Source organism: Streptomyces sp. NPDC096193, from assembly GCF_040302905.1.
In the GTDB taxonomy this organism is placed as follows: domain Bacteria; phylum Actinomycetota; class Actinomycetes; order Streptomycetales; family Streptomycetaceae; genus Streptomyces.
Window position 1 is genome coordinate 17,188 of sequence record NZ_JBEOSJ010000035.1, and the last position, 17,614, is coordinate 34,801.

Consider the following 17,614-nt stretch of genomic DNA (forward strand, 5'->3'; position numbering starts at 1 on the left):
GAATCGGGCCTGGCCTGTTGCCAAGCTGATGCAATGACCCGATTGTGTGACCCCCGCATAGGGTGGACGCCATGACAGATCAGGCCCAGCGCTCGGAGTCCGTAATTCTGGGCAAGCCCACTTCGGCGTCCCGTACCACCCTCAGTCACATCATGACCGGCAGTGACACCAATCTCCTCGGCACGGTGCACGGCGGCGTGATCATGAAACTGGTGGACGACGCGGCGGGCGCGGTCGCGGGCCGGCACTCCGGTGGTCCCGCCGTCACGGCCTCCATGGACGAGATGGTCTTCCTGGAGCCGGTCAGGGTCGGTGACCTGGTGCATGTGAAGGCCCAGGTCAACTGGACCGGCCGGTCCTCCATGGAGGTCGGTGTCCGCGTGATGGCCGAGCGGTGGAACGAGTCCACCCCCGCCCAGCAGGTCGGCTCGGCGTATCTGGTGTTCGCGGCGGTCGACGGGGACGGCAAGCCCCGTGCCGTACCGCCGGTGGTACCGGAGACCGAGCGCGACCGGCGGCGCTACCAGGAGGCCCAGATCCGGCGTACGCACCGGCTGGCCCGTCGCCGCGCGATCAAGGAACTCCGCGAGAGGCGCGCGGCCGACGGGATGCAGGACTAGAGCCCGGCGCCGGCGCGCACCCCCCGCTGTGCCCGTCACCTGCCTCCTGAGTACGGCACCCGCCCCCTGAGCCCGGCACCCGCTCCCTGAGCCCGGCGCCCGCCCCCTGGGCGCGGCACCCGCCCGCTGAGCCCGGCGCCCATGTGCCGGGCCGGCGCGTCCGTCCCGTCAGGGGCAGACCACCTGGTCGCCCTTCACCGTGTCGAACTCGCCCTGCTTCACATCCTTCGCCCGCACGGTCGTCACGCCCTTGTAGTCGGTGCCCGCGGTCACCTTCAGCGTCTGCCCCTGGCCCTTCACGGGCCGCAGCTCGCACCCGGGCAGCGCCGCCGCCAGTGAGCGGGCCGAGCGGTCCCAGAGCGGGTCGTACTGGACCAAGGTGCGCGGCACCACGGGGCTGCCGCCGCCGTTGAAGGGCGAGCCGGTCGTGTTGAAGCCGGCGGCCCGCAGGGCGGAGTCGACCTTGCGGCCGAGGCCGTCGGCGCGCGTCCCGTTGTAGACCTGCACCCGGATCTGCTGCGGGGCGACGTCGACCAGCGGGACCTTCGGCTTCTGCGGGGTCTGCGGCACGAGCGGCTTGTCCTCGCGGATCATCCGGAACAGCTTCTGCGCCTTCGCGTCGTCCCACCTGACCGTGGAACCGATGTCCGTGGCCGGGCCCTCCGCGCCGATGGGTACGGAGGTGAACTCCGAGGACGCCGCCGAGAAGCCCCGCATCGCCCTGCTGAGTGCCAGCATCTCGTCGGGGCCGAAACCCGCGTCGGCCCGGACGGAGTCGAGCATGGCCGAGGTCACCTTGCGGAACTTCATCGGGTTCAGCGTGACGCCGGTGCTGGTGGCCTGCTTGATGAAGGCCGCGACGAAGCGCTGCTGGCGTTGCATCCGGCCCAGGTCGGACGCGCCGTCGACATGGCGCGAGCGCACGTACTGCAGCGCCCGGCCGCCGTCGAGCCGGTGGGTGCCGGCCGCGAGATCCAGACCGGTGTACGAGTCCTTCATGGACTGGGCCGTACAGATCTCCACCCCGCCGACCGCGTCCACGGTCTTCATGAAGCTGGTGAAGTCGACTTCCAGATAGTGGTCGATCTTCACCTTGGTCAGCTGCTCGACGGTGCTGACGGTCAGCCCGGGGCCGCCCTCCGAGTACGCCGCGTTCAGCTTCACCGGGTGGCCTTCGTGGCGCTTGCCCGTGTTCCGGTCGGTGTGCGCGGGGATCTCGACGTAGCTGTCCCGGGGCAGACTGACCACGCTCGCCCGTTCCCGGTCGCGCGAGATGTGCACCAGCATGATCGTGTCCGTGCAGCGGCAGGGCTCCCCGCCGAGGCGGTACTTCTCCTTCTCCTCGGCGGTGATCTTGTCGCGGCCGTCGGTGCCGACGAGGAGCAGGTTCATCCCGTGCCCGCCCTCGGGCCGGTTCTTCATGTCGCGGAACGGGTCCACCCGGCTGATCCCGGTGTCCAGACTGGTCACCACCGCATGCCCGATGGCGCCCGCGCCGAGCACCAGGACCGACAGGGTTGTCGCCACCCGCAGGCCCCAGCGCGGTCGGGGGACCGGCCGTCCGGTCCGGGGCCTCGGGTTCGGCCGGGGACGGGGGGAGCGGGGCGGTGTGGGCACGGGGGAGGCACCTCCGTGGGTGACGTGGGGGGAATCCCGCACACCGTAGGCCCATACGATCTGCTGCCAGGGGCATCGAACGGCCGCCGCGCCTTCATGTCCCCCGTTCGCGGTAACGTGGCGCCCGATGAACGCCACGCCCCCTGTCTCCGTGATCATGCCGGTCCTCAACGAGGAGCGGCACCTGCGCAACTCGGTCCGCCACATCCTCGAGCAGGAGTACGGCGGCGAGATGGAAGTGGTGATCGCGCTCGGCCCGTCGACGGACCGCACCGACGAGATCGCCGCCGAACTCGTACGTGAGGACCCCCGCGTCCACACGGTGCCGAACCCCACCGGCCGTACGCCGGCCGCGCTGAACGCCGCCATCAAGGCCTCCAGCCACCCGATCGTGGTGCGCGTCGACGGCCACGGCATGCTGTCGGCGAACTACATCGCCACCGCTGTCCGGCTCCTTGAGGAGACCGGGGCGCAGAACGTCGGCGGCATCATGCACGCCGAGGGCGAGAACGACTGGGAGCACGCGGTCGCCGCCGCGATGACCTCGAAGATCGGTGTCGGCAACGCCGCCTTCCACACCGGCGGTCAGGCCGGTGCCGCCGAGACCGTGTATCTGGGTGTCTTCCGTCGTGAGGCGCTGGAGCAGCAGGGCGGCTACAACGAGGAGTTCATCCGCGCCCAGGACTGGGAGCTGAACTTCCGCATCCGCGAGGCCGGCGGTCTGATCTGGTTCTCGCCGGAGCTGCGGGTGCAGTACCGCCCGCGTCCCTCGGTGCGGGCGCTGGCGAAGCAGTACAAGGACTACGGCCGTTGGCGGCACGTCGTCGCCCGCTACCACCAGGGATCCATCAACCTGCGCTACCTCGCGCCGCCGGTCGCGCTCTGCGCGATCGCCGCGGGTGTCGTGGTGGGCGCGGTGCTCACCCCCTGGGGCCTGGTGGTACCCGCCGGCTACCTCGCCGCGATCGCCGCGGGCTCCGTCCCCGCGGGCAAGGGCCTGCCGCTCAAGGCGCGGCTCCAGATCCCGGTGGCGCTGGCGACCATGCACATGTCGTGGGGCTTCGGCTTTCTGACGAGCCCGCGCGCGCTGGCGAGGAAGGTCATCGCGAGCCGCCGTCCGGCCGTGCAGAGCGCGTCGGCCTGACGCGTACGAGACGTCTCACCGCGAGGGCCCCGGGTGCACGCACCCGGGGCCCTTTGCCGTCCGCGGCCTGCGTGTTCTACCAGGTGAATCCCGGCTGGATCTTCATGCAGGCCTTGGTGTTGCCGTTGAGCGCGCGGGCCGACTCGGGCGTCTTGTTGTCGGCGGCAGGCGCCTTCGGGAAGGCGGTGCCCTGACGCCAGTCCGACCCCACGGTCAGCGCTATGCCGGTGACGTCCGTCGACTTCTTCACCGAAGTCAGGGGGATCCCGAGGGACTTGGCGATGGCCTGGGCGTCGCCCTCCAGTTCCGCGTTGGAGTACCGGATGGCCGTCTTCGCCTGCGGGTTGGAAGCGGCGTCGGCCACGGCGCGGGTGAAGCCCTTGCCGTTCAGCACTCCGGCGATCTCCGTGGCGCGGCCCTTCTGCGGGAGCCGGCCGTCCGCGCCCGTGCCGTTCTGGACGAACACCGAGATCTCGGCCGGTGCGGCCGCCGGGTCCTTGGACACCGTCGGCGCCGCCGGCTTCTTCGGCGGGGTCTTCGCCGCCTTGCCGTCCAGCGGGATGTCCTCGCGGACCATCCGGAACAGCTGCTCGGCGTCGCCCTCCTTGGGCTCGACCTTCCCGGCGTACCCCGGGCGCTGCGAGTAGACGTTCGGCATGGTCGTCATGGTGATCCGGCCGGTGGGAACGCTCTTGAGCTGGCCGCCGAGGTCGTAGAGCTTCTTGACCGAGTCGATGCCGTTGTCGACGGTGAGGGCCCCGATGGCGGCCTCGGCGAGCTTGCGCAGCTTGTTGGGGTCGGTGAGCTTGGTGTTCTCGCGCAGCTCCCGCACCATCGAGTTCATGTACATGTGCTGCGCGTGGGTGCGGGCGAGGTCCGTGCCGTCCTCGAAGCCGTAGCGCGTCCGCAGCCACTGGAGCGCCTGCTCACCCTTCACGGGGTGTGTGCCCGCGGCCAGTTTGAGCCCGGAACCCTGGCCGGTGCTGTTGCGGGAGTACACGTTCTGCTCGACACAGACGGGGACGCCGCCGATGGCGTCGGCCATGGAGACCACGCCCGCGAAGTCGATCATCATGAAGTGGTCGATGGTGATGCCGGTGAGTTCGTACCAGGTGGCCACCGTGCAGCCCGGACCACCGCGTCCCAGCGACTCGTTCGTCGGGGCGAATCGGGACGACGGGTAGGTCTTCCCGGTGTCCGGGTCCGTGCAGTCCGGGATCTTCAGCATGGTGTCGCGCGGCATGCTGATCACCGAGATGTTGGAGCGGTCGGCGGACAGGTGAAGCAGCATCTGCACATCGGCGAGCGGGGGCGAGCCGAAAGTCTTCTTGGCGCCGCCGAGCTTCTGGTTCGCCGCGGTGTCGCGTGCGTCCGACCCGATGAGAAGGATGTTCATCGGCGTCTGACCGGCCGCGTTGGCCTTGTGGTCCGGCATGTCGTTGCCGAGGGTCAGATCGTCCTTCTTGAGCCTGCCGTTGAGGTGCTCGTAGTACAGATAGCCGGCGCCCGCCGTGGCGAGTATCAGCAGGGAGAGGACGGAGGCGACCCAGCGCAGTATGCGGCGTCTGCCGCGCTTCTGCCGTTGCCGTGCCGCCGGACCGCTGCGTCCGTGCCCGCGTCCGCCTCTGCCGGCTGCCCCCGCTGTGGCCGGCGCCTCCCGTTCGTCGTCGAGCACGAGACGCGCGCGGCCCTTGGAGGCGTCGCGCTCCTCGTCGTACAGCCCCTCGTCCCACCCCGGTCGACGGGCGTGCGGAACGCCCCCGCGCGTCCCCTTTCCCCGCACGCTGTTGTGACCCACCCCTGGTTCCCCCTGTCGTTCAGGCAGGCCGAGCGACCGGGAGGTCCCGTGTCACTTGGCGCACACCTGTTTGTCCGCTTCGACCTTCTGCACACCTTCCGGCGCCTTGGCCGGGCCGGTGATGGGCACCCCTGCGCCCTTGTAATCCGCACCGAGGGTCAGCGTCATCGCCTCGAGCCCCTCGGCGTTCGCCGTTCCCGGCTGCAGCGCCGTCGCGGGCAGCCCCATCAGATCCGCGAGCTTGCGGGCCTGGTCGGCCTGGTTCGGCGCGTAGGTCAGCGTCGTTTTCGTGAGCTTCTCGAGGGCGTTGCCCTCGTTGCTCGACTTCAGAACGCCCTCCTCGTTCTGCAGCCAGGTGAGGGTCGCCAGTGCCGCCCCCCGGGTGTTGCTGCCGTTGTAGACCGCCACCCGCACATCGGCGGCCGCGGCCCTCGGTCCGGTCAGCAGACCCTTCTGCTTGTTCTTGGCGTCCTGCTCCTTCTGCTTCACCTCGGTGAGCGAGGTGTCGTTCTGGATCATCGAGAAGAGCGGCTTGGCCTTCTCCTCGTTCAGCAGCACGGTGGCACCGTCGGTGTTGTCGACGACGGGCACGGTGGCGAAGGTGATGTTCTTCGGGTCCACCTTGGACAGTTCCATGCCGAGGTCGCGCAGCCGCGAGATCTTCCCTATGCCCGTGTCGACGGTGAGCGCCTTGGTGGCGGCCTCCGCCAGGTCCCACATCTTCGAGGGGCTCGACAGGGTGTCGCTCGACTTCATCTTGCGGATCAGCGAGCTCAGGAACTGCTGCTGGATCTCGATACGGCTGAGGTCGCCGCCGAAGCCCACCGAGTGCCGTGTGCGGACGAACGCCAGGGCGTCCTCCCCTTCGAGGACGTGCTTTCCGGCGGGAAGGTTGAGCTTGGAGTCCTTGTCGTTGATGTCCTTGGCGAGGCACACCTCGACACCGCCGACGGCCGTGGTCATGGTCTTGACCGCGTTGAAGTCGGCCATCATGAAGTGGTCGACGGTCACCCCGGTCAGCTCCTTGACCGTCCGCATGGTGCAGCCCGGATCGCGGCCCGACTGGCCGAGGCTCTCGTTGAAGCGGGTCTTCGGCGTACCGGGAATGATCTTCGTCTCGTCGCCGGACTTGGTCTCGCAGTCCGGGATGTCGGTGATCAGGTCGCGCGGGATGGACAGCGCCGTCGCGTTGGTCCGGTCCTTGGAGACATGGAAGAGGATCGAGGTGTCGGCGTGACCGACGCTGTCCTTGTCGCCGTAGGACTCGTTGCCCGCGCCGGAACGCTTGTCGGTGCCGATGACCAGGATGTTGACGGCCTGGTCCTTCTTGAAGCCGCCGCTGCCGGCCCCCGCCACGTCGACCGTGTTCAGGTTGCCGTCGAAGTGGCGGTACAGGAGGTATCCGATGGCGGACGTGGCGACGACGATGAGGGCGACCACGCCGCCCGTCCACATCATCGCCTTCTTCTTGCGGGAGTTGGCCTGCTTGCGCTTGCGCCGGCCCGCGTGCGGCGGGTTCTTGCCCCCCGAGGCGTCGCCGGCACGGCGGGAGCGCTGCGGGGGCACCTCTCGGCCGGGCGTCTGGGTCCTGCGGCCCTGCGCGCTGCGCGGGGACGGAGTTCGCGGGGCGGAGCCGCCGGCGTCGGCCGCCTTACGCGCGGCGCTTCTCGAGGAGGAGCCGTTCGACGGGGCCGACTGCGCTGCGGATCGACCCAGTCGCAGCTCGTAGTTGCCGGTCTGCGGGTTGAGTACCCACTGGTCGGCGGGGTCGATCTCGTCCGCCCGCCCACGGCTTTGCGCATCCACGGTTGCTTGAGTCCTCCGTCGGTGCCACGCGACGCGCCTCCCCCGAAGGGCGCTCGGTCTTTCGATCCAGCAGTGCGCGACGCGGGGTCGTAGCACCGGATCGCGTCACACTATCCGCCCAGTTCAACGTGGGGCGACGTCCGTGACAAATTCCACGCCCCTTACAACCGGGCATTCCGCTCAATAGGCATGGACTCCCCGCCCCGCCTTGGTCATCGCTTTACTCACAGGCGGCCGCGGCCGCGTTCCGGCCGGCGAACGTCGGCGACGCCGACGGGGCCGTGGAACTGTTCGGATCCGGCTCTTCGCCAGGCTGCTTCTCGCCGATCCCGCCGGGGACCACGGTGATCGGACTGTCCTGCCGCAGCCGCTTGAAGAGCTCGGCGGCGTCCGGCTGCTTCAGCTCGTCGCGGTTGGGATCGGCGGAGTACGCCTGCCGGGGGACCGTGAGGAACTGCACTTTCTCGGTGGGGATGCTGCGGACCGAGCGGGTCAGGTCGTACAGGTCCCGCAGCGAGTCCAGGCCCGGGTCCGTGGTCAGCGACTTCGTCGCCGCGTCCAGCACCGGGTAGAGCCGCGCCGGATTGAGCAGGACGCCATTGCTCTGGACCTTCTTGACCAGCGCGCCGAGGAACTGCTGCTGGCGGTCCATGCGTTCCGTGTCGCTGCCGTTGCCGATGCTCTTGCGGGCGCGGACGTAGCCCAGGGCCTGCTCACCGTTGAGGGTCTGCTTGCCGGCGGGCAGCTTCAGATGGGCGTCGGCGTCGTCGATGGGTTCCTTCAGGCAGACCTCGACACCGTCCACGGCGTCGACCATCTCCTTGAAGCCGCTGAAGTCCACCACCATGTGGTGGTCGACGCGGATGCCGGTCATGCGCTCCACGGTACGGATGGTGCAGGCGGCGCCGCCGAACTCGAACGCCCAGTTGAACTGCGCGAACTGCTCCTTCGTACGGGTCCCGTCCGGCTTGCGGCAGCTGGGGACGGACACCATCAGGTCGCGCGGGACGGACGTCGCGGTCGCGCTCTGCCGGTCCGCCGCGATGTGCAGCAGGATCGTGGTGTCGGAGCGCTGGGTGCCGCCGTCCTGGCCGTACTTGCTGTTGCCCTTGCCGGAGCGGGTGTCGGAGCCGAGGAGCAGGATGTTCTGCGCGTTGAGCGCGACCGGCGTGGGCCGTTCCTTCTCGTACGTCTCGAGCTCGGCGGCGGCCGAGGTGTCGGTCGTGATGTTGCCGTCGAGCTTCTGGTAGAACCACCAGCCGACCCCGGAGGCGGCCACCACGAAGACGGCGGTGCCGAGGGCGACCCAGCGCAGCCAGTGGCGCTTGCGGGCGGGGACGTCGGGTGTGGCGTCGGGTGCGGCGGGGTCCGTTTCGCCCGCGGCTTCGGCGATGGCGACCTCGGGCTCTACGCCGGCGTCGGTCTCCCCCGGGGCGGTTCGGGCGTTCTGGGCGGGTTCGGCGGTGGCGTCGGCGTCGGCCTCGGCGGACTCGTGGGCGGCGGCTTCGGTTTCGTCGTCGCCGGTTTCGGCTTCGGCGGGCCCGTCGGGGGAGTGTTCACCGGCGGAGTGCTCGTCGGCGGTGGCGTGCGAAGCGCCCTCTGCCGGGTCGTCGTCCGTGTCCGCCGCCGAGCCGTCTGCGGGCTCGTCGTCCGTGTCGGTCGCCGAGCGGTCTGCGGGCTCGTCGTCCGTGTCGGTCGCCGAGCGGTCTGCGGGCTCGTCGTCCGTGTCCGCCGCCGAGCCGTCTGCCGAACCGTCGTCCGTACGCTCGCCCCCGGAGGGGTCGGACGCCCCGGCGTCATCCACCGGTTCGTCCCCACTGTCCCCGTGTGTACCGCTCTCGTCCGTGGCGTCCTCATCTGTCCCGTCCGCCGGAACCGCCTCGTCCGATGGCGAGTTCTCACCGTCCGCGGACGCGGGCGGAGGGGTGCTGGCCCGACCTGCGCGAGGCGCGGGGGTGTCCGCCGGGGGCGGGTCCGACGCCCGCTCGTCCCCGGCGTGGCCGTCCGGTTCGGCCGGCGTGCCAGCACTGTCCGTCACGTCTGCGTCCATCCTTCATGGCGTCGGCGGCGCGCTGGGTCGCCGATCGCAGGACTAGACGGCTGAACCTCACGCTTGGTTGTGCGTTGAAGCACACGTATCGCCGATCATCCACCGGAGTTGAGGCCGGAGCCCGGGGGCTCGGCCCGTGTGTGCGCCACACGAGTGGCCCTCGGAGGCTTGTCATACTGCGGTGTTGGTGACCCGCTCGCTCTCGATGCGCTTGTCAAGGTTGTCTTGGGACAGTTCCCCGAGATTGCGGCACAACACCACGGAGGCGCCCGCGGCCAGCGGTGCGAACAGCCCGGCCGACAGGCCCTCCCAGGACGCGTAGTCGCGTCCCGTCAGCAGCCGGGACCCGCTCACCAGGCCCAGTTCGGCCGCATCCGTACGCGCCTTCTCCACCAGTTGGACGCCGGTCAGCTCCATTCCGCCGACGGAGAGCGCGGGCGCGGCCGGGTCCACCGGCGCGAACGGCGCGAAGCGGTCGCCCTGGGCGGGCACCTCAACCGCGTAGTCGACGAACCCCGCGGGCGGCTGCGGGAAACGCCCGCCCAGCGGCCGCAGCGCCAGGGCCACCCGCTCTCCGGAGCAGGCGCGCGCCTCCTCCAGCGTGTCCGGACCGCTGACGACGACGTCCGCGTCCGCCGGATCGCCGCCGACCTCGACGGTCACGCCGACCGACGAACAGGCGAGCAGCCACACCGCGCTCTGCCAGTGCGCGGGCAACAGCAGCGCGAGCCGGTCGCCCGGCCCGGCGGCAAGATCGCCCTGGAGCAGATTGGCTGTCTTGGCCACCCAATTGGCGAAGGTCGCGACGGACAATTCCACGCGTTCACCGGTGGCGTCGTCGTAGAAAGTGACCAAGGGGCGCGCCGGGTCCGCGGCGAGCGCGGATCGCAGCAGGTCGGCGGGGGTGCGGTCGCTGGGGTTCACGCGGCCAAGCGTACGGGGCGGGGTGCCCCGGGAGGCCGCCGTACCGGTGACGGGTCCTCCGGTCGGACCGATGCGCCCGCTCTTTTCTCCGGGAAGCGAAGTCGGCTGCCCCGGCACACGATCAGCTGCATGCGTGGATTCCTGGCTTCTTCGATCGGTGTCGCGGCCTCCGCCGCGCTCGTCCTTCCGCTCACCCTGACCTCAGGCGCCATCGCCGCGCCACCACATGAGATACCGGCGCCGGACGTACCCGGCTCCACTCAGTCACTGCCCCTCACGGCCGTCGGACCGACGCCGTCCGACCGTTCGCGCGGACCCGCCGCCGAGCGGCGGCTTCCCGAGCAGGACGTCAGACCCTTCTCCCTCATCGGCGTCGTCTGGGACGACGTGGACGCCGAACTGCACGGTTCGGTCCAGGTGCGCACCCGCACGGTCGGCACCGGCGCGTGGTCGGCCTGGCAGGACGTCGAGACCCACAACGACGATCACGGCGCCGACCCCGGCACGGCCGAGAGCGAGTCCGGCAAGGTGCGCGGCGCCACGGCCCCCCTGTGGGTGGGCGCTTCGGACGGCGTCGAGGTACGCGTCCGCCCCGAGACTTCGGAGCCGGCCCCGCTGCCCGAGGGCATGCGCGTTGAACTCGTCGACCCCGGTGAGGACCCCGCCGCGTCGGACCGGGTGACCCCGGGCGGCAGTTCGGCGGCCGGCACCGTACTTCCCGCGCTCAGCGTGGAGGAGACAGTGGCGCAGGCGCGGGCCCAGGCGCAGGCCGGGGTGGGCGCGGGCACGGCCGCCGCGGCCGAGCTGGACGCGGGCACGGACGCCGCGACCGACGCGGCCGAGGTGGAGGCCGCCGGCGCCGCCGCCAAGCCCTACATCGGACCCCGGCCGGGCATCATCACCCGCAAGGGATGGGGCGCGAGCGAGTCGCTGCGCGAGAAGAGCTTCGTCTACACGAAGACCGTCAAGGCGGCTTTCGTCCACCACAGCGCCACCGGCAACAGCTATACGTGCAAGCAGGCGCCCTCAGTCCTGCGCAGTATCTACCGCTACCACGTCGTGAGCAGCGGCTGGCGCGACTTCGGCTACAACTTCGCCGTCGACAAGTGCGGAAACATCTACGAAGGCCGGGCGGGAGGCGTGACCAGAGCGGTGCTCGGCGCCCACACGCTCGGATTCAACACGAACACCATGGGCGTGGCCGTACTCGGCACGTACAGTCGCTCCACCCCGCCGGCGGCCGCGGTGACCGCGATCGCGCGGCTGACCGCGTGGAAGATCGGGCTGTTCAAGGGCAACCCGAAGGGGAAGGTAACGCTGACGTCCGGGGGCAGCGGCAAGTACAAGAAGGGCAAGAAGGTCAGCTTCAACGTCATCTCCGGGCACCGCGACGGGTTCCTCACCGAATGTCCGGGAGCCCGCCTCTACAGCAAGCTCGGCACCGCCCGGAGCGCCTCGGCCAAGCTGCAGGGACGTGGCTGACGGGGAACGTGCCGCCCACTGCATACACTGGCCGGTCTCGAACGACTGATCACGCCCGGCCCGGACAGGAAGCAGAGACGACACGGTGACAGAAGCGATCCTCCTGGTCGGCGGCAAGGGCACCCGGCTGCGTCCCCTCACCGTCAACACGCCGAAACCGATGGTGCCGGCGGCAGGTGTCCCCTTCCTCACCCACCAGCTGGCGCGGGCGCGGGCGGCAGGTGTCGAGCACATCGTGCTGGCGACCTCCTACCTCGCCGAGGTCTTCGAGCCGTACTTCGGTGACGGGTCCTCGCTCGGCCTCCACCTGGAGTACGTCACCGAGGAGGAACCCCTCGGCACCGGCGGCGCGATCCGCAACGTCGCCGGCCGGCTGAGGTCCGGGCCGGACGAACCGGTCCTCATCTTCAACGGCGACATCCTCACCGGTCTGGACATCGGCGCACTCGTCTCGACGCACCGTTCCTCGGGCGCCGATGTCTCGCTCCATCTGACCCGTGTGGAGGACCCGCGGGCGTTCGGCCTGGTGCCGACGGACCCGAGCGGACGGGTGACCGCGTTCCTGGAGAAGCCGCAGACGCCGGAGGAGATCGTCACCGACCAGATCAACGCGGGGGCTTACGTCTTCCGGCGCTCGGTCATCGACACGATCCCGTCGGGGCGGCCGGTCTCGGTCGAGCGGGAGACGTTCCCGGATCTGCTGAGCTCCGGTGCGCATCTCCAGGGCATGGTCGACTCCACCTACTGGCTGGACCTCGGCACGCCCCAGGCCTTCGTCCGCGGCTCCGCGGACCTGGTCATGGGCCGCGCGCCGTCCCCGGCGGTGCCCGGTCGCTGCGGCGACCGTCTGGTGCTGGAGTCGGCGACCGTGGCGGCGGACGCGAAGCTCACCGGCGGCACCGTGGTCTGCGAGGGAGCGACCGTCCACCCGGGCGCCCGGGTGGACGGCAGTGTGGTCCTGGCGGGCGCCGTGGTGGAGGAGGGCGCTGTGATCTCCGCCTCCCTGATCGGCGAGCGCGCCCGGGTGGGCGCGCGCACCGTCCTGTCGGACACGGTCGTCGGCGACGGCGCGACGGTGGGCGCGGACAACGAACTCCGCGACGGTGCGCGGGTGTGGTGCGACGCGGTGCTGCCCGCCGGAACCGTGCGGTTCTCCTCGGACCAGTGACGAGGGCCCGCCGCCGCGGCGAGTGATCCCGGCCCGGCATCGGGCCGGGCCGGCCAAGAGCCCACCGGGGGAAGCGCGGGCCCGTACGCTCATCACCGTGGCAGGACGATTCACCCCGACGACCCCGACCCCGACCCCGACGACCCGCACCACGGTGCGCGGCGGTCATACGGCTGTGCCCGTCGCCGCCGTCCCCGCCCAGGTCTCCGCCTCCCGCACCCGTCGCTGGACGCCGCCCTGGCCCCTCGACCTCGGGCTCGTCCTCGGTCCGCTGCGGCGTGGCCCCGGCGACCCCGCGTTCCGTGTCGCGCCGGACGGATCGGTGTGGCGCGCCTGCCGGACACCCGCCGGCCCCGGCACACTGCGCGTGGCCCTGCGGGACGGAGCCGCGGAGGCCGAGGCGTGGGGCGCCGGCGCGGAGTGGCTGCTGGAGGGCCTGCCGGACCTGCTCGGGGCGCAGGACGACCCGGACGTCTTCGTCCCCCGCCACCGGCTCGTGGCCCACAGCCACCGCCGCCGCCCCGGTCTGCGGCTCACCCGCACCGGACTGGTCCTGGAGTCGCTGATCCCCTCGATCTTGGAGCAGAAGGTCACGGTCGAGGAGGCCTACCGCGCCTGGCGGCTGCTCGTGCGGAAGTACGGCGAGCCCGCGCCGGGGCCCGCGATGCGCCTGTACGTGACCCCGGAGGCGCGCACCTGGGCGCTCATCCCGTCGTGGGAGTGGCACCGCGCGGGTGTCGACAACAAGCGCGCCTCCACCATCCTGCGCGCGGTCCGGGTGGCCCGACGGCTGGAGGAGGCCGCGGCCATGGAGCCCGAACAGGCGCGCGCACGGCTGGAGTTGATCCCGGGTGTCGGGCCCTGGACGTCCGCCGAGACCGTGCAGCGCAGCAACGGCGCACCGGACGCGGTCACCACCGGCGATCTGCATCTGCCGCGCATCGTCGGGTACGCGCTCGCGGGCGACCGCGACGCCGACGACGCCGCGATGCTCGAACTTCTCGCCCCCTACGCGGGCCAGCGCCACCGGGCGGCCCGCTTCATCCTGCTGAGCGGCCGTACACCCCCGCGCCGTATGCCGAAGATGCCGCGCACCGACATCGGCAAGCTCTGACCGACGGCCCCCGGGGAGCGTCCGTCCCCGGGGGAGCGCCCGCTAGCGCACCTCGATGAAGGAGGCCGCCTCACGCGCGGGCCGGTCCTTCGCCGGCGCCGCCGCGTGGCCCACTGCCACCGCGCCCATCGGGTCCCAGTCCGCCGGCAGGTCCAGGACCTTGCGGACGACGTCACGGCAGAACATCGTCGACGACACCCAGGCCGAGCCGAGGCGTTCACCGGCCAGCGCCACCAGGAAGTTCTGCACGCCCGCGCCCGCCGCGACCACGAACATCTCGCGTTCCGCGGCATCGCGACGCGGGTCGCCGTAGTGGTGCGAGCCGTCCATGACCAGACACGGCACCACGAGGTACGGCGCCCGGCGCAGCACATCGCCCCGGCGGACCCGCTTCGCGATCGACTCCTTTGACTTTCCGTCCCGCCGCAGGTCCTCGATCCACGCGTCCTTCATCGCGTCGAGCAACGCGGTGCGCGCGACGGCCGATTCGAGCAGGACGAAGCGCCACGGTGTCGTGTGGTGCGGCGCCGGGGCGGTGACGGCGGCGGCCACGGCACGGCGCACCGCACCCGGGTCGACCGGCTCGTCGGTGAACTCCCGCACCGTGCGCCGCTGGACGACCGCTTCCCGTACCGCCTCGGAGGTGCCGAGCCGGAACATGTCGTCGGCGGGGGAGCGCACCAGCGCACGGGCGCCCTCGCCCTCGTCGTCTCCGTCGCCGACCAGCTGGGCGAGTCCGCGCACGACGGCGACGGGCAGCCCTTCCGCCTTGCCCTTCACCAGGTCGCCGGCGGAGGCGAGTTCGTCCGCGGTGGCGACGACGGTCGCGCTCAGCGGATTGCCGTGGGCGTCGGTGCCGCCGCGCAGATCGTCGAGGACGCGGACCCCCGCGGCGCCGATCGCCACATCGGTGAGCCCGTTGCGCCACGGTCGTCCGAAGGTGTCCGTGACGACGACGCCGACGTCCACGCCGAGAGACTCGCGCAGTCCCTCCCGGAGCGCCCGCGCCGAGGCGTCGGGGTCCTCCGGCAGCAGCAGCACCGTGCCGGCAGGGGTGTTGGAGGCGTCCACCCCGGCCGCGGCCATCACCAGGCCCTGCCGGTTCTCGACGATGCGCAGCGGACCGCGCCGGGCCACGACCCGTACCGTCTCCGCGTCGATGGCGGCCTCTCGGTCGGTCGCGGCGAGGATCCGTCCCTCGGCCTTGCTCACGATCTTGGAGGTGACCAGCAGGATGTCGCCGTCCGCGAGATCCGGCGCGGCGACGGCCACCAGGGCGGCGAGGTCGTCGCCGGGGCGGACCTCCGGCAGCCCGGGCACGGCCCGGACCTCGAACCTCACGCCCGTACCTCCTCGGCCAGGGCCAGCGCCTGACGCGCCATCTCGGCGGTCGCGTCGGTGTCCGTCATCAGCAGCGGCACGGCACGGCAGCGGATGCCTGCCGCCTCGATCTCGCCGACCGTGCCCGCGTCGACGGTGTCGACGAGCCAGCCGTCCAGCAGACCGGAGCCGTAGTGCGAGGCGACGGCCGCGGCCGTCGCCTCCACGCCCACCGCCGCGAGCACCTTGTCGGCCATCCCGCGCACGGGTGCGTCCCCGACGATGGGGGACAGGCCCACCACCGGCACCCCCGCCTCGGCGATGGCCTCGCGGATGCCCGGTACGGCGAGGATCGTGCCCACGCTGACGACCGGGTTCGACGGCGGGAAGAGAATGACGTCGGCGGAGGCGATGGCCTCCAGCACGCCGGGTGCGGGCTTGGCCTGGTCGGCGCCGACGGGCACGACGGCCTCCGCGGGCACGGAGGCCCGCAGCTTCACCCAGTACTCCTGGAAGTGGATGACCTTCTTCTCGCCGTCGATCTCGACCGCGACATGGGTCTCGACACGGTCGTCCGTCATCGGCAGCAGCCGCACGCCGGGGTTCCAGCGCGCGCAGAGCGCTTCGGTGACGGCGCTGAGCGGATAGCCCGCCGCGATCATCTGGGTGCGGACGATGTGGGTCGCGAAGTCGCGGTCGCCGAGGCCGAACCACTCGGGGCCCACGCCGTACGCCGCCAGTTCGCTCTTGACCTGGAACGTCTCGTCCGTACGCCCCCAGCCCTGCTCTTCGTCGATGCCACCGCCGAGGGTGTACATCACGGTGTCGAGGTCGGGGCAGACCTTCAGCCCGAACAGATGAATGTCGTCGCCGGTGTTCCCGATCACCGTGACGTCCGCTTCGGGCGCGGCCTGCAGGAGACCACGGAGGAAACGGGCGCCGCCGATGCCGCCGGCCAGAACCACAATGCGCATGGGCCCAGTCAATCAGGCGCGTACGATGTCCTGGGCCGCCGGGGAGGACTGGCTCGGGTGCATCGGCATTTCGGTCAGACCCGGGTAGTAGACGTGCAGCGAGACGGCCGGCTCGAGCGAGTCGTTGATCACTTCGTGCGCATAGCCGGGCGCGAACACCCGCTGTGCGCCCGCCCCGAGCGAACGGGAGGTGCGCTCGGTGCGCTCGGTCAGCTCGCCCTCCAGCACGGTCAGCACACCGGACGAGGGTCCGTGGTCGTGCATCCCGCTGCCCTGGCCGGGCACCCACGACAGCAGCCACACCTCGTAGCCGGGGCCGGTGCGCAGCAGGTGGTACCAGCGGCTGGCGGCGTCGTACTCGACGAGACGGGCCCACTGCGCGCGGTCGGCGGCGACGGAGCGGGCGAGCCCGACGAAGTCGGCGACGGTGGCCGGGTGCTCACGGGCAGGCTGGAGAAGGTGCTGTACGGCGAGGATGTCGCCGGCGATCTGAAGGTCGCTGTCGCTGTTCATGGTGTGCGGTTTCCTCGGCAGAGAACGGAGCAGTGCTGGGGGAGTCGCGAGACACGGGACGCGGCATGCACAAGAACGGCATGCGGGGAGTCGCTGGAGCGCGAGGGCATCAACAGCTGGAACAGCAACAGCGCGCCTGGACAGCGCTGCGGAACCCACGAAGGGGGGTCGCGTAGTGCGCTGAGGTCGCTGGCATGTGACCAAAGGTGCCGGGTCGGCGTCTTTGATGTCAACTCAATGACCGATTTGGCCGCAATCTTTCACCTCATCCGGCTACTGCGCACGGAGAAAGGTTTGTGCACCCAGGGCCCTGGAGACATGGCGCAGCAACCGCGCTCGCAAACGCCGCTGCCGTCCTGTGATCGGACTGTGATCCGGATCGCTTCACCGGCTCGATCGCAACAAGATCGAACCTCGCGGCGTCTTCCCCCGTAAGCGGGGAAGGCGGTGGTTGGAGCAGGCCGCTGGCATGTGTCAGATTTTTGATGATTTGAACACTTTCCGCATAGCCTTGGTTCCGCAGAGTGAATACGGGGCCCAATAGCAGATCTCGGCTTGACTGGCCCGGATCCACACACTTGTAATTTCACTCGTGTCGTTCGGCCGACATCGATCAACGGCAACATCACGGGGACGCAAAAGACAGACGAGGGGCGCACATGACCGAGCTGTTCGAACAACTGCTGGTCGAGGACGCGGACGAGGAACTCGGCTGGCAGGAGCGCGCGTTGTGCGCCCAGACCGATCCCGAGTCCTTCTTCCCCGAGAAAGGCGGCTCCACGCGAGAGGCCAAAAAGGTCTGCCTCGCCTGTGAAGTCCGCTCCGAATGCCTTGAGTACGCCCTTGCCAACGACGAGCGATTCGGAATCTGGGGCGGCCTGTCCGAGCGCGAACGGCGCCGGCTGAAGAAGGCCGCCGTCTGAACACCGAGCGAATATCCCGGGTCCGACCAGCCCTCACCCGACGGAATCCGCCTCACGGTCCGCCGCCTGCACCCACATCGCAGCCGGCGGACCGTTCGTGTGTCCGGTGCGTCCCCGGTGCCCGGGTCCGTGCAGGCACTTCGCACCCCCGCGCATTTTCC

General features: G+C 70.8%; 14 protein-coding genes. 6 read left to right on the forward strand and 8 right to left on the reverse strand.

Annotation, left to right across the window (positions count from 1 at the left end; genetic code table 11):
- Positions 1–71 precede the first annotated feature (71 nt).
- The gene (locus ABTX78_RS32775) at positions 72–620 is read left to right on the forward strand and encodes an acyl-CoA thioesterase (RefSeq protein WP_352210420.1); all 549 of its coding nucleotides are present in this window, start codon (positions 72–74) and stop codon (positions 618–620) included.
- 168 nt (positions 621–788) lie between these two features.
- On the opposite strand, the gene ABTX78_RS32780 is transcribed toward ABTX78_RS32775, so the two are convergent.
- Entirely contained in the window at positions 789–2,237 is a 1,449-nt protein-coding gene (locus ABTX78_RS32780; RefSeq protein WP_502994033.1) for an LCP family protein, read from the reverse strand.
- A gap of 127 nt (positions 2,238–2,364) precedes the next feature.
- On the opposite strand from ABTX78_RS32780, the gene ABTX78_RS32785 reads away from it, so the two are divergent.
- Positions 2,365–3,381 (forward strand): glycosyltransferase family 2 protein, encoded by a 1,017-nt coding sequence (locus ABTX78_RS32785; RefSeq protein ID WP_352210421.1) that lies wholly within the window; start codon positions 2,365–2,367, stop codon positions 3,379–3,381.
- A 76-nt stretch (positions 3,382–3,457) separates the two neighbouring features.
- Here the strand turns inward: ABTX78_RS32785 and ABTX78_RS32790 are convergent, their stop codons facing one another.
- The 4 genes from ABTX78_RS32790 to ABTX78_RS32805 all read right to left on the reverse strand — a co-directional run bounded on the left by ABTX78_RS32790 (position 3,458) and on the right by ABTX78_RS32805 (position 9,959).
- Entirely contained in the window at positions 3,458–5,179 is a 1,722-nt protein-coding gene (locus tag ABTX78_RS32790) for an LCP family protein (protein WP_352210422.1), read from the reverse strand.
- Positions 5,180–5,230: 51 nt separating this feature from the next.
- The gene (locus ABTX78_RS32795) at positions 5,231–6,985 is read right to left on the reverse strand and encodes an LCP family protein (protein ID WP_352210423.1); all 1,755 of its coding nucleotides are present in this window, start codon (positions 6,983–6,985) and stop codon (positions 5,231–5,233) included.
- A 220-nt stretch (positions 6,986–7,205) separates the two neighbouring features.
- The gene (locus ABTX78_RS32800; protein ID WP_352210424.1) at positions 7,206–8,789 is read right to left on the reverse strand and encodes an LCP family glycopolymer transferase; all 1,584 of its coding nucleotides are present in this window, start codon (positions 8,787–8,789) and stop codon (positions 7,206–7,208) included.
- 417 nt (positions 8,790–9,206) lie between these two features.
- Complete coding sequence (locus tag ABTX78_RS32805; protein ID WP_352210425.1) at positions 9,207–9,959, reverse strand: TIGR03089 family protein; 753 nt, start codon at positions 9,957–9,959, stop codon at positions 9,207–9,209.
- Positions 9,960–10,088: 129 nt separating this feature from the next.
- Here ABTX78_RS32805 and ABTX78_RS32810 point away from each other — a divergent pair, with 129 nt between their 5' ends.
- From ABTX78_RS32810 to ABTX78_RS32820, 3 genes are all read left to right on the forward strand, one after another.
- Entirely contained in the window at positions 10,089–11,441 is a 1,353-nt protein-coding gene (locus ABTX78_RS32810; RefSeq protein ID WP_352210426.1) for a peptidoglycan recognition protein family protein, read from the forward strand.
- Between the two features lie 85 nt (positions 11,442–11,526).
- On the forward strand, positions 11,527–12,609 hold the full coding sequence (gene manB / locus ABTX78_RS32815) for a mannose-1-phosphate guanylyltransferase (protein WP_352210427.1): 1,083 nt from the start codon (positions 11,527–11,529) through the stop codon (positions 12,607–12,609).
- A gap of 97 nt (positions 12,610–12,706) precedes the next feature.
- Entirely contained in the window at positions 12,707–13,723 is a 1,017-nt protein-coding gene (locus ABTX78_RS32820) for a DNA-3-methyladenine glycosylase family protein (protein WP_352210428.1), read from the forward strand.
- A 42-nt stretch (positions 13,724–13,765) separates the two neighbouring features.
- Here the strand turns inward: ABTX78_RS32820 and ABTX78_RS32825 are convergent, their stop codons facing one another.
- Genes ABTX78_RS32825 through ABTX78_RS32835 form a run of 3 tightly spaced genes read right to left on the reverse strand, consistent with a single transcriptional unit; the run spans position 13,766 to position 16,530 of the window.
- Positions 13,766–15,064 (reverse strand): coenzyme F420-0:L-glutamate ligase, encoded by a 1,299-nt coding sequence (locus ABTX78_RS32825; protein WP_352210429.1) that lies wholly within the window; start codon positions 15,062–15,064, stop codon positions 13,766–13,768.
- Entirely contained in the window at positions 15,061–16,017 is a 957-nt protein-coding gene (gene cofD, locus ABTX78_RS32830) for a 2-phospho-L-lactate transferase (RefSeq protein ID WP_352210430.1), read from the reverse strand. Before cofD ends, ABTX78_RS32825 begins: the two co-directional genes overlap by 4 nt.
- 12 nt (positions 16,018–16,029) lie before the next feature.
- Positions 16,030–16,530: a cysteine dioxygenase gene (locus ABTX78_RS32835; protein ID WP_352210431.1), complete on the reverse strand. Its 501-nt coding sequence runs from the start codon at positions 16,528–16,530 to the stop codon at positions 16,030–16,032.
- A gap of 659 nt (positions 16,531–17,189) precedes the next feature.
- On the opposite strand from ABTX78_RS32835, the gene ABTX78_RS32840 reads away from it, so the two are divergent.
- Positions 17,190–17,453, forward strand: a complete 264-nt coding sequence (locus tag ABTX78_RS32840; RefSeq protein WP_023541320.1) for a WhiB family transcriptional regulator — start codon at positions 17,190–17,192, stop codon at positions 17,451–17,453.
- The last annotated feature ends 161 nt before the right edge of the window (positions 17,454–17,614 follow it).

Bases quoted from the DNA above. Each gene is read 5' to 3' on its own strand.
- cofD (WP_352210430.1), bottom strand. From the start codon at position 16,017: ATGCGCATTGTGGTTCTGGCCGGCGGCATCGGCGGCGCCCGTTTCCTC.
- ABTX78_RS32810 (WP_352210426.1), top strand. From the start codon at position 10,089: ATGCGTGGATTCCTGGCTTCTTCGATCGGTGTCGCGGCCTCCGCCGCG.
- ABTX78_RS32840 (WP_023541320.1), top strand. From the start codon at position 17,190: ATGACCGAGCTGTTCGAACAACTGCTGGTCGAGGACGCGGACGAGGAA.
- ABTX78_RS32775 (WP_352210420.1), top strand. From the start codon at position 72: ATGACAGATCAGGCCCAGCGCTCGGAGTCCGTAATTCTGGGCAAGCCC.
- ABTX78_RS32785 (WP_352210421.1), top strand. From the start codon at position 2,365: ATGAACGCCACGCCCCCTGTCTCCGTGATCATGCCGGTCCTCAACGAG.
- ABTX78_RS32835 (WP_352210431.1), bottom strand. From the start codon at position 16,530: ATGAACAGCGACAGCGACCTTCAGATCGCCGGCGACATCCTCGCCGTA.